18 protein-coding genes are annotated in these 14,782 nt (G+C 67.5%); 4 read left to right on the top strand and 14 right to left on the bottom strand.

Annotated elements, in window-relative coordinates; translation table 11 throughout:
• The first annotated feature begins 9 nt into the window (after positions 1-9).
• Positions 10-564, top strand: coding sequence for a methylated-DNA--[protein]-cysteine S-methyltransferase (locus tag BLT62_RS06655; protein WP_083363357.1), 555 nt, complete (start codon positions 10-12; stop codon positions 562-564).
• Positions 561-1,130 carry a DNA-3-methyladenine glycosylase I gene (locus BLT62_RS06650; protein WP_083363356.1) on the top strand — a complete coding sequence of 190 codons (570 nt, stop codon included), beginning with the start codon at positions 561-563 and terminating at the stop codon, positions 1,128-1,130. The genes BLT62_RS06655 and BLT62_RS06650 overlap by 4 nt, the downstream gene beginning before the upstream one ends.
• Positions 1,131-1,245: 115 nt before the next feature.
• On the opposite strand, the gene BLT62_RS06645 is transcribed toward BLT62_RS06650, so the two are convergent.
• The 13 genes from BLT62_RS06645 to prmC form a co-directional block, all read right to left on the bottom strand.
• On the bottom strand, positions 1,246-2,007 hold the full coding sequence (locus BLT62_RS06645; protein ID WP_083363355.1) for a YaaA family protein: 762 nt from the start codon (positions 2,005-2,007) through the stop codon (positions 1,246-1,248).
• A 102-nt stretch (positions 2,008-2,109) separates the two neighbouring features.
• Complete coding sequence (locus tag BLT62_RS06640) at positions 2,110-2,370, bottom strand: F0F1 ATP synthase subunit epsilon (RefSeq protein ID WP_083363354.1); 261 nt, start codon at positions 2,368-2,370, stop codon at positions 2,110-2,112.
• A gap of 2 nt (positions 2,371-2,372) precedes the next feature.
• Positions 2,373-3,836, bottom strand: a complete 1,464-nt coding sequence (atpD, locus tag BLT62_RS06635) for a F0F1 ATP synthase subunit beta (RefSeq protein WP_083363353.1) — start codon at positions 3,834-3,836, stop codon at positions 2,373-2,375.
• Positions 3,837-3,876: 40 nt separating this feature from the next.
• On the bottom strand, positions 3,877-4,776 hold the full coding sequence (locus BLT62_RS06630; RefSeq protein ID WP_083363352.1) for a F0F1 ATP synthase subunit gamma: 900 nt from the start codon (positions 4,774-4,776) through the stop codon (positions 3,877-3,879).
• Between the two features lie 56 nt (positions 4,777-4,832).
• A complete protein-coding gene (atpA, locus tag BLT62_RS06625) occupies positions 4,833-6,464 on the bottom strand; it encodes a F0F1 ATP synthase subunit alpha (RefSeq protein WP_083365344.1) in 1,632 nt (543 codons plus the stop codon).
• 89 nt (positions 6,465-6,553) lie between these two features.
• Positions 6,554-7,354 carry a F0F1 ATP synthase subunit delta gene (locus tag BLT62_RS06620; RefSeq protein WP_083363351.1) on the bottom strand — a complete coding sequence of 267 codons (801 nt, stop codon included), beginning with the start codon at positions 7,352-7,354 and terminating at the stop codon, positions 6,554-6,556.
• A 5-nt stretch (positions 7,355-7,359) separates the two neighbouring features.
• A complete protein-coding gene (locus BLT62_RS06615) occupies positions 7,360-7,926 on the bottom strand; it encodes a F0F1 ATP synthase subunit B (RefSeq protein ID WP_083363350.1) in 567 nt (188 codons plus the stop codon).
• Positions 7,927-7,955: 29 nt separating this feature from the next.
• Complete coding sequence (gene atpE / locus BLT62_RS06610; RefSeq protein WP_055833920.1) at positions 7,956-8,192, bottom strand: ATP synthase F0 subunit C; 237 nt, start codon at positions 8,190-8,192, stop codon at positions 7,956-7,958.
• Positions 8,193-8,240: 48 nt separating this feature from the next.
• Positions 8,241-9,038 (bottom strand): F0F1 ATP synthase subunit A, encoded by a 798-nt coding sequence (atpB, locus tag BLT62_RS06605; protein WP_067226461.1) that lies wholly within the window; start codon positions 9,036-9,038, stop codon positions 8,241-8,243.
• A 174-nt stretch (positions 9,039-9,212) separates the two neighbouring features.
• Positions 9,213-9,713 (bottom strand): hypothetical protein, encoded by a 501-nt coding sequence (locus BLT62_RS06600; protein ID WP_083363349.1) that lies wholly within the window; start codon positions 9,711-9,713, stop codon positions 9,213-9,215.
• A complete protein-coding gene (locus tag BLT62_RS06595) occupies positions 9,710-10,999 on the bottom strand; it encodes an MraY family glycosyltransferase (RefSeq protein ID WP_083363348.1) in 1,290 nt (429 codons plus the stop codon). The genes BLT62_RS06600 and BLT62_RS06595 overlap by 4 nt, the downstream gene beginning before the upstream one ends.
• A complete protein-coding gene (locus tag BLT62_RS06590; protein WP_083363347.1) occupies positions 10,996-11,802 on the bottom strand; it encodes an L-threonylcarbamoyladenylate synthase in 807 nt (268 codons plus the stop codon). Before BLT62_RS06590 ends, BLT62_RS06595 begins: the two co-directional genes overlap by 4 nt.
• Positions 11,803-11,969: 167 nt before the next feature.
• A complete protein-coding gene (gene prmC / locus BLT62_RS06585) occupies positions 11,970-12,851 on the bottom strand; it encodes a peptide chain release factor N(5)-glutamine methyltransferase (RefSeq protein WP_083363346.1) in 882 nt (293 codons plus the stop codon).
• 116 nt (positions 12,852-12,967) lie between these two features.
• Between prmC and cysK the strand changes: the two genes are divergently transcribed.
• Both cysK and epsC read left to right on the top strand, forming a co-directional pair.
• Positions 12,968-13,906: a cysteine synthase A gene (cysK, locus tag BLT62_RS06580; RefSeq protein WP_083363345.1), complete on the top strand. Its 939-nt coding sequence runs from the start codon at positions 12,968-12,970 to the stop codon at positions 13,904-13,906.
• A gap of 4 nt (positions 13,907-13,910) precedes the next feature.
• A complete protein-coding gene (epsC, locus tag BLT62_RS06575) occupies positions 13,911-14,489 on the top strand; it encodes a serine O-acetyltransferase EpsC (RefSeq protein WP_083363344.1) in 579 nt (192 codons plus the stop codon).
• Between the two features lie 37 nt (positions 14,490-14,526).
• On the opposite strand, the gene BLT62_RS06570 is transcribed toward epsC, so the two are convergent.
• Positions 14,527-14,781 (bottom strand): PLDc N-terminal domain-containing protein, encoded by a 255-nt coding sequence (locus BLT62_RS06570; protein WP_083363343.1) that lies wholly within the window; start codon positions 14,779-14,781, stop codon positions 14,527-14,529.
• Between the last annotated feature and the right edge of the window lies 1 nt (position 14,782).

Below are 14,782 nucleotides of genomic sequence, written 5' to 3'. Positions count from 1 at the left end.
AGTCGAAGCATGAGCGCGAACGACTACATCCTCAGAACCGAGAGCCCGATCGGGCTGCTCGAACTCACCGGCGACGGTGAGCACGTCACCTCCCTCAGCATTGCGCGCCAGGGCCACGTCCCGCTCGAGCACGAGCCGGAGCGCCGCGACGTCATCCTCGAGGAGGCCGCCCGTCAGCTGGCCGAGTACTTCGCCGGCGAGCGGCACAGCTTCGAGCTGCCCATCGCGCTGCACGGCACCGAGTTCCAGCTGAGCGTGTGGCGGCGTCTCGGCACGATCGGCTGGGGCGAGTTCCTCTCCTACGGCGAGCTCGGCGTCGAGGTCGGCAAGCCGGGCTCCGCGCGCGCCATCGGCGGCGCCGTCGGGGCGAACCCGATCCCGCTGATCGTGCCGTGCCACCGCGTGCTCGCCGGCGACAAGCGCATCACCGGGTACAGCGGCGGCGACGGCATCCCGACCAAGGTCTGGCTGCTCGACCACGAGGGCATTGAGCACAAGACCAACAGGGTGCCCGCTCCCCCGCCCGCGCCGCACACCGAGCTCGAGCTGGACTACGCCCTGTGAGCGCGGTCCTGGTCGCGGGCGACGGTCTGGCCCGCTGCGCCTGGGTCGGCGACGACGACGAGTACCGCCGCTACCACGACGAGGAGTGGGGCCGGCCGCTCCGCGACGGCCGTGCGCTGTTCGAGAAAGTCTGCCTGGAGGGCTTCCAGGCCGGCCTGTCCTGGATCACGATCCTGCGCAAGCGCCCCGCGTTCCGTGAGGCGTTCCACGGCTTCGACGTCGACGCGGTCGCGGCAATGGGCGACGAGGACGTCGAGCGGCTGCTCGGCAATGCGGGCATCATCCGGCACCGTGGCAAGGTCACGTCCGCGATCAAGAACGCGCGCATCACCCAGGAGCTCGGCACCGACGGCCTGAGCGAACTCATCTGGAGCTTCGCCCCGGATGCCGGGCCGCGGCCGGAGACGCTGCAACAGGTGCCAGGCACGACGCCGGAGTCCGTGGCGCTCAGCAAGGCGCTCCGTGCCCGCGGCTACGGCTTCGTCGGCCCGACGACGATGTACGCGCTGATGCAGTCGGCCGGCCTCGTCGACGACCACGTCGTCGGCTGCCACCGCGCCGCCTGAGCACGCCCGCGACCTGCGGCTGCACTGCCGCGCGGCGGCGAAACTGCGAGGCGGGGAAACTGCGCGCCGGCGGCGAAACTGCGCGGCGGCGACTTGGGGCAGCAGCGGCAGGGCGCTACACGATGAGCGCGAGCTCCTCGGGCTTGCCTGCGGTGGCGGCTTTGTGCCGCTGCAGCGTCAGCCCGGCGCTCGGTGCCCAGCTGAGCAGCTCGTCGATGCTGCCGAAGTCGATGCCCGCCTCGAGCAGGGCGCGGGTGAACTCGCCCTTCGACTTCTTGTTGAAGTGGTTCAGGGCCTTCTTCTGGCCGTCGGCGCCCGCGCTGAGCACGCGCAGGTAGGCGGCGCCCTCGCGGACGGGCAGTGGGCCGAGTGCCGTGTAAGCCTCGGAGCGGAGGTCCAGCAGCACGCCCGGCAGCGGCGCCAGCTGCTCGGCGATGGTGCTGCCCCAGTGCTTCTTCAGCGAGAGGGCCGGCAGCTTGGAGTCGTGTGACATCCGGTAGGCCGGGACGCCGTCCAGGGCCGCGACGGGGCCGAGCAGCGCCGAGTGCACCACCAGGTGGCTGTGCGCGTAGGCGCGCGCCCCGGGCGTGAGCGTGGCCGAGTCGAGGGCGTCGTAGAGCACGCCGGTGTAGCGGTCGATCACGGGCATGGTGCCGGCGGACGTCAGCCGGCGGTTCCGCTCCACTTCGAACAGCTGGGTGCGGCCGAGCTTCAGCGCCGCAACAGAGGCCTCGGTGTCGGCCGCCAGCTCCTGCAGCGCGTCCACAAGCTCGCGCCGCACCGGGGCGAGCGGCGCGAAGGCCAGCCCAGCGAGGTCGAGCGGGGCACCGTCTCCCCCGTCGCGCTTGGTCTCAGAGGGCGGGAGCAGGATGAGCATGGGGGTGTGGGAACCAATCCGGTTGGGAATGAAAAACGCCGGGACCCGGTGCGCTTGCGCGCGCCAGGTCCCGGCGGTTGTGGTGAAACGTGGTGGAGCTGACTAGACCAGTCCGGCCTGGCGAGCAACGACCTGAACGGTGTTGTTCTCGACCGAGAGGAATCCGTCATCCGCCTGCGCGGTGATCTTCTCACCGCCGGGCAGCGTCACGCGGACCTCGCCACGGGCGAGGATCGCGAGCAGCGGCTCGTGGCCGGGGAGAATACCGATCTCTCCCTCGACGGTGCGAGCGATGAGCTGGGTTGCCTCGCCGGACCAGACTTCCCGGTCGGCCGAGACAACGCTCACGGACAGCGTGGCCATGCTTAGCCGTTCTCTTTCTGGATCTGAGCCCACTTCTCTTCGACGTCGGAGATGCCACCGACGTTGAAGAATGCCTGCTCGGCGACGTGGTCGAACTCACCCTTGGCGATCGCGTCGAACGACTCGATCGTGTCCTTGAGCGGGACGGTGGAGCCCTCGACGCCGGTGAACTTCTTGGCCATGTAGGTGTTCTGCGAGAGGAACTGCTCGATACGGCGCGCACGCGACACCGTGATCTTGTCTTCCTCGGAGAGCTCGTCGACACCGAGGATGGCGATGATCTCCTGGAGTTCCTTGTTCTTCTGCAGGATCTGCTTGACGTTCGTCGCCACGCGGTAGTGGTCCTCACCCAGGTAGCGGGGGTCGAGGATGCGCGACGTCGAGGTCAGCGGGTCAACAGCCGGGTACAGACCCTTCGACGCGATCGCACGAGAAAGCTCGGTCGTGGCGTCGAGGTGGGCGAAGGTGGTCGCCGGGGCCGGGTCGGTGTAGTCGTCGGCGGGAACGTAGATCGCCTGCAGCGAGGTGATCGAGTGACCGCGGGTCGAGGTGATGCGCTCCTGGAGCACACCCATCTCGTCGGCGAGGTTCGGCTGGTAGCCCACGGCGGAAGGCATGCGGCCCAGAAGGGTCGAGACCTCGGAGCCGGCCTGGGTGAAGCGGAAGATGTTGTCGATGAAGAGGAGCACGTCCTGCTTCGCGACGTCGCGGAAGTACTCAGCCATGGTCAGGGCCGAGAGGGCGACGCGCAGACGCGTTCCCGGCGGCTCGTCCATCTGGCCGAAGACAAGGGCGGTCTTGTCGAAGACGCCTGCTTCTTCCATCTCGTGGATGAGGTCGTTGCCTTCACGGGTGCGCTCGCCGACACCGGCGAACACCGACACACCACCGTGGTCCTGCGCAACGCGCTGGATCATCTCCTGGATCAGAACGGTCTTGCCGACACCGGCACCACCGAACAGACCGATCTTTCCACCCTGCACGTACGGCGTCAGGAGGTCGATGACCTTGATGCCGGTCTCGAACATGGTGGTCTTGGACTCGAGCTGGTCGAAGGCCGGGGCCTTGCGGTGGATCGGCCAGCGCTCGGTGATCTCAATCTGCTCGCCGGGGGCGGCGTTGAGGACCTCACCGATGACGTTGAAGACCTTGCCCTTGGTGACGTCACCGACGGGCACCGAGATCGGTGCACCGGTGTCGCGAACCTCCTGGCCACGGACGAGTCCGTCGGTCGGGTTCAGGGCGATGGCGCGCACGACGTCGTCGCCGAGGTGCTGGGCAACCTCGAGCGTGATCGTGGTCGACACACCGGCGATGGTGATGTCGGTCTTCAGCGCGTTGTAAATGCCGGGGATGGAGTCGTGCGGGAACTCGATGTCAACCACGGGACCGGTCACGCGGGCGATCCGGCCGACGGCGCCCGCAGTGCTCTCAGCCTGGACTGGCGCGGTAGCAGTGTCAGTCATTGTTCTCTCTCTTCTGGACTTACTTCGTAAAAAACTAGGGCTACTTGGCGGATGACAGGGCGTCGGCGCCGCCGACGATCTCGGAGATCTGCTGCGTGATCTCGGACTGACGCGCGTTGTTGGCCAGACGCGTGTAGTCGGTGATCAGCTTGTCGGCGTTGTCGGATGCCGACTTCATCGCCTTCTGGCGGCTGGCGTGCTCGGAAGCAGCCGACTGCAGCATGGCGTTGAAGAGGCGGCTCTCGATGTAGACCGGCAGCAGGGCGTCGAGAACAGTCTCGACATCCGGCTCGAACTCGTACAGCGGCAGCACATCCTTGGCGCCGGGCTCCTCGACACCCTCGACAACCTCGAGGGGAAGGAGGCGGACAACCTCGGGCACCTGCGTGACCATGCTGACGAAGCGGTTGTAGACGACGTGAATCTCGTCGACGCCGCCGTCATCGCTGTTGCGCAGGAAGGCCTCGAGGAGCGCGTCCCCGATTTCCTTCGCCGTGTCGAACTGCGGCTGGTCGGTGCCGCCCGTCCACACGCGCTCGAAGGCGCGGTGGCGGAACCCGAAGTAGGCGTTGGCCTTGCGGCCGACGAGGAAGTACACGACATCCTTGCCCTGAGAGCGCAGCAGCGTGCTGAGCTCCTCGGCCTCTCTGAGCACCTGGGAGCTGAACGCGCCCGCGAGCCCACGGTCCGAGGTGAAGATGACGACGGCTGCCCGCTCGATCTTCTCCGGCTCGGTCGTGAGAACGTGATCGACGTTCGAGTACGTCGCAACCGCCGAGACGGCACGAGTGATGGCCCGCGAGTACGGCGTTGATGCCGTGACGCGTGCCTGCGCCTTCTGGATGCGTGATGCGGAGATCAGCTCCATGGCACGAGTGATCTTCTTGGTCGTCTGGGCAGACTTGATCTTCTGCCGGTAGACCCGAAGTTGCGCTCCCATGTCTCTCCTGTGATTCCTAGTTCAATATCAGTCGAATAGTCGTCTCGGGCGTCGCGTTAGCGACGGCCCTTGACGATCTTTTCCTGGTTGACGTCTTCTTCGGCGATGGCTTCGAACTTCTCGTTCGAGGCCAGCGGCTTGCCGTCACCCGTCTGGAACTCAAGCTTGAACTTGTCAACGGCGGCAGACATCTCGGCGACGGTCGCGTCGTCGAGCACGTTGGTCGCGCGCAGCGTGTTCAGGACCTCGGTGCTGCGGCCCAGGTAGTCGAGCAGCTCGCGCTCGAAGCGCAGGATGTCCTCGACCGGAACCTCGTCCAGCTTGCCGTTGGTGCCGGCCCAGATCGAGACGACCTGGTCCTCGACCGGGAACGGCGAGTACTGGGGCTGCTTGAGCAGCTCGGTGAGGCGTGCGCCACGGGCGAGCTGACGGCGGCTGGCCGCGTCGAGGTCGGAGGCGAACATCGCGAAGGCCTCGAGCGAGCGGTACTGGGCCAGCTCGAGCTTCAGCGTTCCGGAGACCTTCTTGATGGACTTCACCTGGGCGTCGCCACCAACACGCGAGACCGAGATACCCACGTCAACAGCAGGGCGCTGGTTGGCGTTGAAGAGGTCGGACTGCAGGAAGATCTGGCCGTCGGTGATCGAGATCACGTTGGTCGGGATGTAGGCCGAGACGTCGTTGGCCTTGGTCTCGATGATCGGGAGACCGGTCATCGAGCCGGCGCCGAGCTCGTCGGAGAGCTTTGCGCAACGCTCGAGCAGGCGGGAGTGCAGGTAGAACACGTCGCCGGGGTATGCCTCGCGGCCCGGCGGGCGGCGCAGCAGCAGCGAAACGGCGCGGTAGGCCTCTGCCTGCTTGGAGAGGTCATCGAAGACGATGAGAACGTGCTTGCCGCCGTACATCCAGTGCTGGCCGATGGCCGAGCCGGTGTAGGGGGCGAGGTACTTGAAGCCGGCGGGGTCGGATGCCGGAGCGGCCACGATCGTGGTGTACTCCATGGCACCGGCGTCTTCCAGGGCGCCCTTCACCGAAGCGATGGTGGAACCCTTCTGACCGATGGCAACGTAGATGCAACGCACCTGCTTGTTGACATCGCCAGACTCCCAGTTGGCCTTCTGGTTGATGATGGTGTCGATCGCCAGAGCGGTCTTGCCGGTCTGACGGTCACCGATGATGAGCTGGCGCTGTCCGCGGCCGATCGGGATCATGGCGTCGATGGCCTTGATACCGGTCTGCATCGGCTCGTGAACCGACTTGCGGGCCATGACGCCGGGAGCCTGGAGCTCGAGGGCGCGACGGCCCTCTGCAACGATCTCGCCGAGACCGTCGATCGGGGCGCCGAGCGGGTCGACGACACGGCCGAGGAACGCGTCTCCGACGGGGACGGAGAGAACCTCACCCGTGCGGGTGACCTCCATGCCCTCGACGATGCCGTCGAACTCGCCGAGCACAACAACACCGACCTCATCTTCGTCGAGGTTCTGGGCGAGGCCCAGGGTGCCATCGGCGAACTTGATGAGCTCGTTGGCCATGACTCCGGGGAGGCCTTCGACGTGAGCGATACCGTCACCGGCATCCGTCACGTGTCCAACCTCAGTAGCAGCAGCGCTGCCGGGCTCGTAAGCCTTGACGAAGTCCTTGAGCGCGTCGCGGATCTCATCGGGGCTGATTGTGAGTTCTGCCATCATCTTCCCTTTTCTGCACGAGGTGTACAGGTTCTGTCGTTTCGAGGCCTTACGGCGCCGAGGTCAAATATGTTCCAGCCGACACGAGGTCAGCCGGCAAGCTGAATTCGCACATCGTTGAGACGAGATGCAATGCTGCCGTCGATCACGTCGTCGCCGACCTGAACGCGGAGTCCGCCGAGCACAGCGGGGTCAACCACCTGGTTGATCCGCAGCTCGCGGCCGTAGCTGCCGGACAATGCCGCAGCGAGACGCTGCAGCTGTGCCGGTGCGAGCTGTACGGCCGACGTCACCGTTGCGACGCCGAAACCGGCCTCGTCGGCGACGATGGTTGCCGCATGCCGGAGCAACTCGCCGATGCGGCGGCCGCGAGGCTGCTGCACGAGCTGGTTGACGATGGCGACGGTCTGATCGGAAGCCTTGCCGGAGAGCAGCGAGGCGACCAGGGCCGACTTCGCGCTCGCAGAGCCAAGCTTGTTCGAAATGGCCAGCTCGAGCTCGGAGTTCGAGGCCACGGCGGTACCGAACGCGAACAGTTCCTGCTCGAGCCCGGCTCCGGAGGGAGCGGAGTCTGCGATTGCGCGCAGCCCGATCTCCTCGATGGCCGCCAGGACGTCGTCCTGCTCCGACCAACGGCTGCTGGCAAGAGTGCGCAGCAGCTGCAGGGCCGGCGCCGAGAGCGCCGAGCCGAACACCGAGTCGACCAAGGCGACCTTCGCTGCGGTTTCCGCACCGGGGTCGGCAATCGCCTGCAGGAGCTGGCTCGAGCTGCCGATGACGCGGCTGGCAGAGAACAGCTCCTCGCCAACGGCGAGGCTCGCTCCGCTTACTGCCGAAGCGGTCAGTGCGGCTCTCGCCGAGGCGAGGGCCTCTCTGGTCGCTGATCCCATAGTGACTACTTCTTTCCTGCCGAAGGCGCAGCCTTCTCGGCGGCCTCCAGGTCTGCGAGGAAGCGGTCGACGATGGCGCTGGCCTTGGCGTCGTCGGTGAGGCTTTCGCCGATCACACCGGATGCCAGGTCAATCGCGAGCGTGCCAACCTCGGAGCGCAGCGAGACAACGGCGGCCTGCCGCTCTGCCTCGATCTGAGCCTGAGCCGACGCGGTGATGCGAGCGGCCTCGGTCGACGCGGAGGTCTTGGCCTCTGCGACGATCTTCTTGCCATCCTCGCGGGCGGCCTCGCGGATGTTGCCAGCCTCTGCACGCGCGTCGGCGAGCTGAGCGGTGTACTCCTCGAGAGCAGCCTCGGCCTTGCGCTGAGCCTCGTCGGCCTTCGCGATGTTGCCTTCGATCGCCTCGGCACGCTGGTCGAGCATGACCTGCATCTTGGGGAGTCCGAACTTCCAGAAGAAGACCAGGACGATCAAGAAGCAGACGGCCGACCAGATGATGTCGTACGACGCCGGGAGAAGCGGGTTCTGAGCCGCTTCTTCGGTTGCAGCAGTGAACACTGCGTGAAGCATCAGGCCTCCTTAGAGAGCGAAAAAGAGGATTAGAAGCCGAAGATGAAGGCGGTTGCGATACCGATGAAGGCGAGCGCCTCGGTGAAGGCGATACCGATCCACATCAGAACCTGCAGGCGACCTGCGAGCTCGGGCTGGCGAGCGACACCCTCGATGGTCTTGCCGACGACGATACCCACACCGATGGCCGGGCCGATTGCTGCGAGGCCGTAGCCGACCGTCGCGATGCTGCCGGTGATCTCGGCGAGAACGGTTGTTGCGTCCACGTTTGTGTTTCCTTCCGTTGGGCGAATTCGGCGGTTGCCGAGTTCGTTTTAGTGTTCTTCTGCGACCGCGAGCTGGATGTAGACCGCGGTAAGTAGGGCAAAGACGTAGGCCTGGAGCACGGCCACCAGCAGCTCGAACAGCGTGAAGACGAGTCCGAATGCGAGCGAGCCGACGCCGAGCAGCGACCAGAGGCCGCCGGCCGTGAAGAAGAAGAACTGGGTTGCTGCGAAGAAGAGAACCAGCAGCAGGTGCCCGACCATCATGTTCATCAGAAGACGAAGGGCGAGGGTGACCGGGCGAATGATGAACGTCGAGATGAGCTCAATCGGCGTCACGATGATGTACACCGGCAGCGGAACGCCGGCCGGGAACAGGGAGTTCTTGAAGAACTTGCCCGGGCTCTTCTTGATGCCCGCGTAGATGAACGTCACATAGGAGACGAGCGCGAGGACAAGGGGAACACCGATGACGGCCGTGCCGGCGATGTTCAGGCCGGGGATGATTCCGGTCAGGTTCATGAAGAGAACCATGAAGAAGATCGAGGTCAGGATCGGCAGGAACCGCTTCGCGTCCTTGCGACCGAGCAGGTCTTCACCGATGTTGACGCGGACGAGGTCCAGGCCCATCTCGATGAGGCTCTGGAAGCGGCCGGGGACGAGCTTCATCTTGCGGGTTCCGAGCCAGAACAGCAGGATCAGAACAGCCACGGCGAGGAAGCGCACCAAGACGATGCGGTTGATCTCGAAGTCGGTGCCGGCGAAGAGCACGGCATCTGGGAAAAATTCGCCGATGGATGGGGCGTGGAAGCCGCTATCGTCGGTTGAGGATGTGACCAGCAGGTTCACAGCGGTAGCTAACAGCGCTATCTCCTGTTTCGGGGCGTGGAGCTCGGCTCTCGCAACAACGAACGATGGGAACCGTTTTCAGACACGGTCAAGCTGTGTCGAAACCGGGGGGAACTGGACTCACTCTAGCAAGATATGCGGCCGTGACCGAATCGAGAAGGGCTCTCCGGGCAATTATTTTTGTTCGGGCCGCTCATCTGTGCTCTGGTTGGGCAGCGTGACGTCGCTGACGTACGGCATCCGAGATTTCATCATGACCAGGACGTCGACGATGAGCGATCCGATGACGCCGGCGATGAGCGAGAGGAACAGCACGACGGGGTTCACCCAGGCCTGGTCCTTGAGGATGATCACGACGACCAGGAACACGACGAACTTGAGCAGCCAGCCGCCGAGCACGATGCCGAAGAAGGCGCCGACGAAGAGGTCGGAGCCGCTGAAGCGGTTCGCCAGCAGGATCGTCGCCGCGGTGACGCCCATGAAGATGACGGCGAGGCCGGTGCCGATCAGCGCGCTGAGCAGGCCCACTCCCCCGTCGACCACGAAGCCGATGAAGCCGCCGACGACGGCGATGCCGAGCGCGACGAAACCGCCGAGCGTCAGGGCGCGGCGCAGCACCGGGTTCGAGGAGGGGGTGTTGTTCGCGGGCTGCTTGGCTGGCGTGGTGCCGGTCATGACTGGTCCTTGTGTGTTTGGTTTTCGGCGGTGTTCGCCATGCTGGGGACGGCGTCGAGGTCGTCGAACGCCTCGGATGCCTCGTCGAGGGGGTCGAATGGCGCGGTCGCCGCGGCATCCGGGGAATCGGGGGCTGCCGCCTGGCTGGCCGCCTCCAGCGCCTTGCGCTTGCTGAGCGGGGCCAGGGTGACGGCCGTGCAGGCGATCAGGCCGAGGACGAGGAACACGGCGGCCCACCAGGCGGGGAGACCGAAGTAGGCGGGCAGGATGAAGAACAGCGCGCAGCCGATGGAGGCGACCGCCGTCCAGCCGTAGAAGATCAGCACGGCGTGCAGGTGCGAGTGGCCCATGTCGAGCAGGCGGTGGTGCAGGTGCTTGCGGTCGGCGCTGAACGGCGACTTGCCCGCCCGCAGCCGGCGGAAGACGGCGAGGCTGAAGTCCAGCAGCGGCACCAGCAGCACGGCGAACGGCAGGATGATCGGGATGAACGCCGGCATCAGCTCGGCGCTGACCAGCGACGGCGAGGCCGGGCTGACCTGGGTCGTGACGGCGATGGCGGATGTCGCCATCAGCAGCCCGATCAGCAGCGCGCCCGCATCCCCCATGAACAGCCGGGCCGGGTGCCAGTTCAACGGCAGGAATCCGACGCAGGCGCCGACGAGCAGCGCGGCGATCAGCGAGGCCAGGTTGAAGTAGTTGCTCGGAGAGGTCTGCTGCACCAGGAGGTAGGTGTACAGGAAGAAGACGCCGTTGGCTATCAGCGCGACGCCGGCGACGAGGCCGTCGAGGCCGTCGATGAAGTTGATGGCGTTCATCACCAGCACGATGGCGAACACGGTGATGATGAGCGAGATCCAGGAGGAGCCGATCGCCGTCACGCCGCCGAGCGGCAGGGCGTAGACCTGCACGCCCTTCCAGGCGATGAGGCCGGCGGCGAGGAACTGGCCGGCGAGCTTCGTCATCCAGTCGAGGTCCCAGATGTCGTCGGCGACGCCGATCAGCACGATCAGCAGGGCGCCGCCGAGGATGGCGAGGATCTGGGCCGGGTCGTCGAAGATGATCTTCAGCGGGGGGAACTGGGCCGAGATCAGCCAGGCCACGCCGAAGGCGGCGACGATGCCGAGGAACATGGCGATTCCGCCGAGGCGGGGCGTCGGCCGGGTGTGCACGTCGCGCGCGCGGATCTTCGGGTACAGCTTGTAGCGGTGGGCCAGTCGATACACCAGCATCGAGAGCCCGAAGGTGACCAGCGCCGAGATCAGCGCGAGCACCACGAACAGGGTCACGCGTCCGGCTCCGGGGGTTCTGCGGCGCTCTCGGGCGCGGCGGCGTCCGTCGCGGCGGCGTCCGTCGCGGCGGCGTCTGGCGCGGCTGCGGGCTGCGGCGCGGCCGCGTCCGGACCGGCCAGCAGGTCGCCGACGATGGCGTGGATCTGCTCGCGGGAGATGACACCGGCGCGCACGATGCGGAGTGCGCCGCCGGGCTGGCCGAGCGTGGTGGCATCGACGATCGTGGAGGAGAGGTCGCCCGCACGCTCGCCGATCGCCTCGTAGTCTGCGCCGGACTCGCCGCCGTCGAGGTAGACCTCGACGCTCTCGCCGAGCATGTCCTCGGCCTGGGCGGCGCCGGTCGCGGCCGGCATGCCGGTGCGGTTGGCGGAGGAGACGGCGAGCGGGCCGGTCTCGCTGAGCAGTTCGAGGGCCAGCGGGTTGGCCGGCATCCGCAGCGCGACGGTGCCCCGGGTCTCGCCCAGGTCCCAGCTCAGCGACGGCTGCGCGCGCAGGATGACGGTGAGGCCGCCCGGCCAGAAGGCGTCGATCAGCTCGCGCACGGCCTGCGGGACCTCGGCGGCCAGTGCGTCGAGCGTGGCGACGCCGGGGATCAGCACGGGCGGCGGCGAGCTGCGCTCGCGGCCCTTGGCCTCGAGCAGGCGCTGGACGGCGGCCGGGTTGAAGGCGTCGGCCGCGATGCCGTACACCGTGTCGGTGGGCATGACGACGAGCGCGCCGCGGCCGATCGCCGAGCGCGCCAGCCTCATTCCGGACATGAGTTCGGTGTCGACCGAGCAGTCGAAGATGCGTGGAGCCATTTCCGACGATTCTACTGCAGGCAGCCTGTGTGCTTCTGGCACGGCACGGGAACGGCCGCGATACCGGCCCGCCTGGCCGAGTTGACCGAGGCCAGCCACTATCGCCTCGCCACGTCCCGCTGGGCCGGCGGGCACGAGGCCGGGGCAGGCGCGTTCGCGAGCGGCGGCTAGCGCAGGGCGGTGGTGGCGCGGTCGCGGGTGGTGAAGTCGCGGTGGGAGGCCACCGCGCGCCAGCCGTCGGCCTCCAGCAGCGCGGCGATCTCGGCCGCCTGCAGCTCGCCGTGCTCGATGACGAGGGTGCCGCCCTGGTGCAGCAGCCGGAGCGCGGTCTGCGAGACGTGCCGGACGACGTCGAGGCCGTCCTCTCCCCCGTACAGGGCGTGCTCCGGGTCGAACAGGCGCACCTCCGGGTCGCGCGGGATGGCGGCCAGCGGGATGTACGGCGGGTTGGAGATGACGACGCTGACGGAGCCGTCGAGCTCGTGCAGCGCGTCGGCCAGGTCGGCAAATTGGAGGGTGGCGTTGCCGGCATCCATCTCGCGGAAGTTGCGGCTGGTCCAGACGAAGGCCTCTGGCGAGTTCTCGACCGCCCAGATGCGGGCGCGCGGCACCTCGGTGGCCATGGCCAGCGCGATGGCGCCGCTGCCGGTGCCGAGGTCGACGCCGATCGGGCTGGGCGCGGCGGCGGCGTGCAGGGCGTCGATGGCGATCTGGGCGACCTGCTCGGTCTCGGGCCTGGGCACGAAGACGCCGGGGCCGACCGCGAGCTCGAGCGAGCGGAACGGCGCGAGGCCGGTGATGTGCTGCAGCGGCTCCCGCCGGGCGCGGCGTTCGACGAGCGGCGCGAGGGCGGCGACATCCGCGGCGCTCAGCTCGGCGTCCATCACGATGCCCGCCTGCAGCTCGCCGCGGGAGCGCCCTGTGACGTGCCCGATCAGCAATTCGGCGTCGATCTCCGGGTCGAGGATCCCGGCCGAGCCGAGGGCGGCTGCCGCCGCATCGCGGATCTCGCGCAGGGGGCGGGCGGTGTCGTTTGCTGAAACATTCACATAGGGGAATGTAACGCACTCGCCTGTGCCGGGCCCGAGCCCTAGTGTTGATCCCGCCGCGCCATTGTTGCTCCGGGCGCGTCTCCCGATCGATTCTGCTCCGAAAGGCTTCGCCCATGGCTCCGCGCATCTATGACAGCATCATCGACACCATCGGAAACACTCCCTTGGTGCGCCTGAACCGAATCACCGACGGCTCCGAGGCCACGGTGCTCGCCAAGCTCGAGTTCTACAGCCCGGCCGCGAGCGTGAAGGACCGCATCGGCGCCGCCATCATCAACGCGGCCGAGGCCTCCGGCCAGCTGCAGCCCGGCGGCACCATCGTCGAGGGAACCAGCGGCAACACGGGCATCGCGCTCGCCCTCGTCGGCGCCGCGCGCGGCTACAAGGTCATCCTGACCATGCCGGAGTCGATGAGCAAGGAGCGCCGCGTGCTGCTGCGCGCCTACGGCGCTCAGCTCGTGCTCACCCCCGGCGCCGACGGCATGCGCGGCGCCGTGGAGCGGGCGGAGCAGATCGTCGCCGAGACCCCCGGCGCGATCCTCGCCAGCCAGTTCGCCAACCCGGCCAACCCCGCCATCCACCGCGCGACCACGGGCGAGGAGATCTGGGCCGACACCGACGGCGCCGTCGACATCTTCGTGGCCGGCATCGGCACCGGCGGCACCATCACCGGCGCGGGCGGCCTGCTCAAGGAGCGCAAGCCCGGGCTGCAGGTGATCGCCGTCGAGCCGCTGGACTCCCCCATCCTCACCGGCGGCACCCCGGGCCCGCACAAGATCCAGGGCCTCGGCGCGAACTTCGTCCCCGCGATCCTGGACACCACCGTCTACGACGAGGTCATCGACGTGGCCACCCCGGATGCCATCGCCACCGCGCGCCGGCTGGCCACCGACGAGGCGATCCTCGGCGGCATCTCCTCCGGCGCGGCCGTCTGGGCGGCGCTCGAGGTCGCCAAGCGCCCGGAGAACGCCGGCAAGACGATCGTCGTCGTCGTGCCCGACTTCGGTGAGCGCTACGTGAGCACCGTTCTCTACGAAGACCTGCTTGACTAACGGAATGACCTTCTTCGCAGCGCTCCGGGAAGACGTGGCAACGGCCAGGGCCCATGACCCGGCTGCCCGGAGCAATGCGGAGATCTTCCTCGCCTACTCCGGGCTGCACGCCGTGTGGAGCTACCGGCTCGCGCACACGCTCTGGCAGCGCGGCATCCGCCTGCCCGCGCGCCTGCTCTCCCAGCTCACCCGGTTCGCCACCGGCATCGAGATTCATCCGGGCGCGACGATCGGCCGCCGGCTGTTCATCGACCACGGGATGGGGGTCGTGATCGGCGAGACGGCGGTGCTCGGCGACGACGTCATGCTCTACCACGGGGTCACACTGGGCGGGAAGAGCCTGCACGGCATCAAGCCCGGGCAGAAGCGGCACCCGACCCTCGAGGACGGGGTGACCGTCGGAGCCGGCGCGAAGGTGCTCGGCGACATCGTCATCGGCGCGTGGAGCACGATCGGCGCGAACGCGGTGATGAGCAAGGACGCCCCACCGCACTCGCTGATCGTCGGCGTTCCCGCGCACATCCGGCCCCTGAAGCCCGAGACGATGGACGCCGCCCGCGGCGTGCACGACTGGAGCATCTAGCCGCGGCATCCGAAGTGAGGGCCGGTCGGGCCCGGCGTCAGTCCGGGGCCTCCTCTTTTCGGAACGCCGCCGCATTGCCGGGGCCGGCGTCCAGGCGCTGGCGCAGTGAGTCCCGGCCCCAGCTCTGCCAGATCAGCGCCCCGACCAGCGGGAACATCAGGATGATGAGCAGCCAGATGAGTCTCTCCACGCTCGGCATCTCCGCGTCGAAGAGTGTCTTGAGTACCCAGATGCCCGCCGCGATCACACCACCGATGGTGACGAGACCCAGCAGGATGTTCTGCAGTTCCATG

It is taken from the genome of Microterricola viridarii, from assembly GCF_900104895.1.
Taxonomy (GTDB): domain Bacteria; phylum Actinomycetota; class Actinomycetes; order Actinomycetales; family Microbacteriaceae; genus Microterricola; species Microterricola viridarii.
Note: the sequence above shows the minus strand (reverse complement) of the source record. Positions and strands in the feature narration are given on the sequence as shown.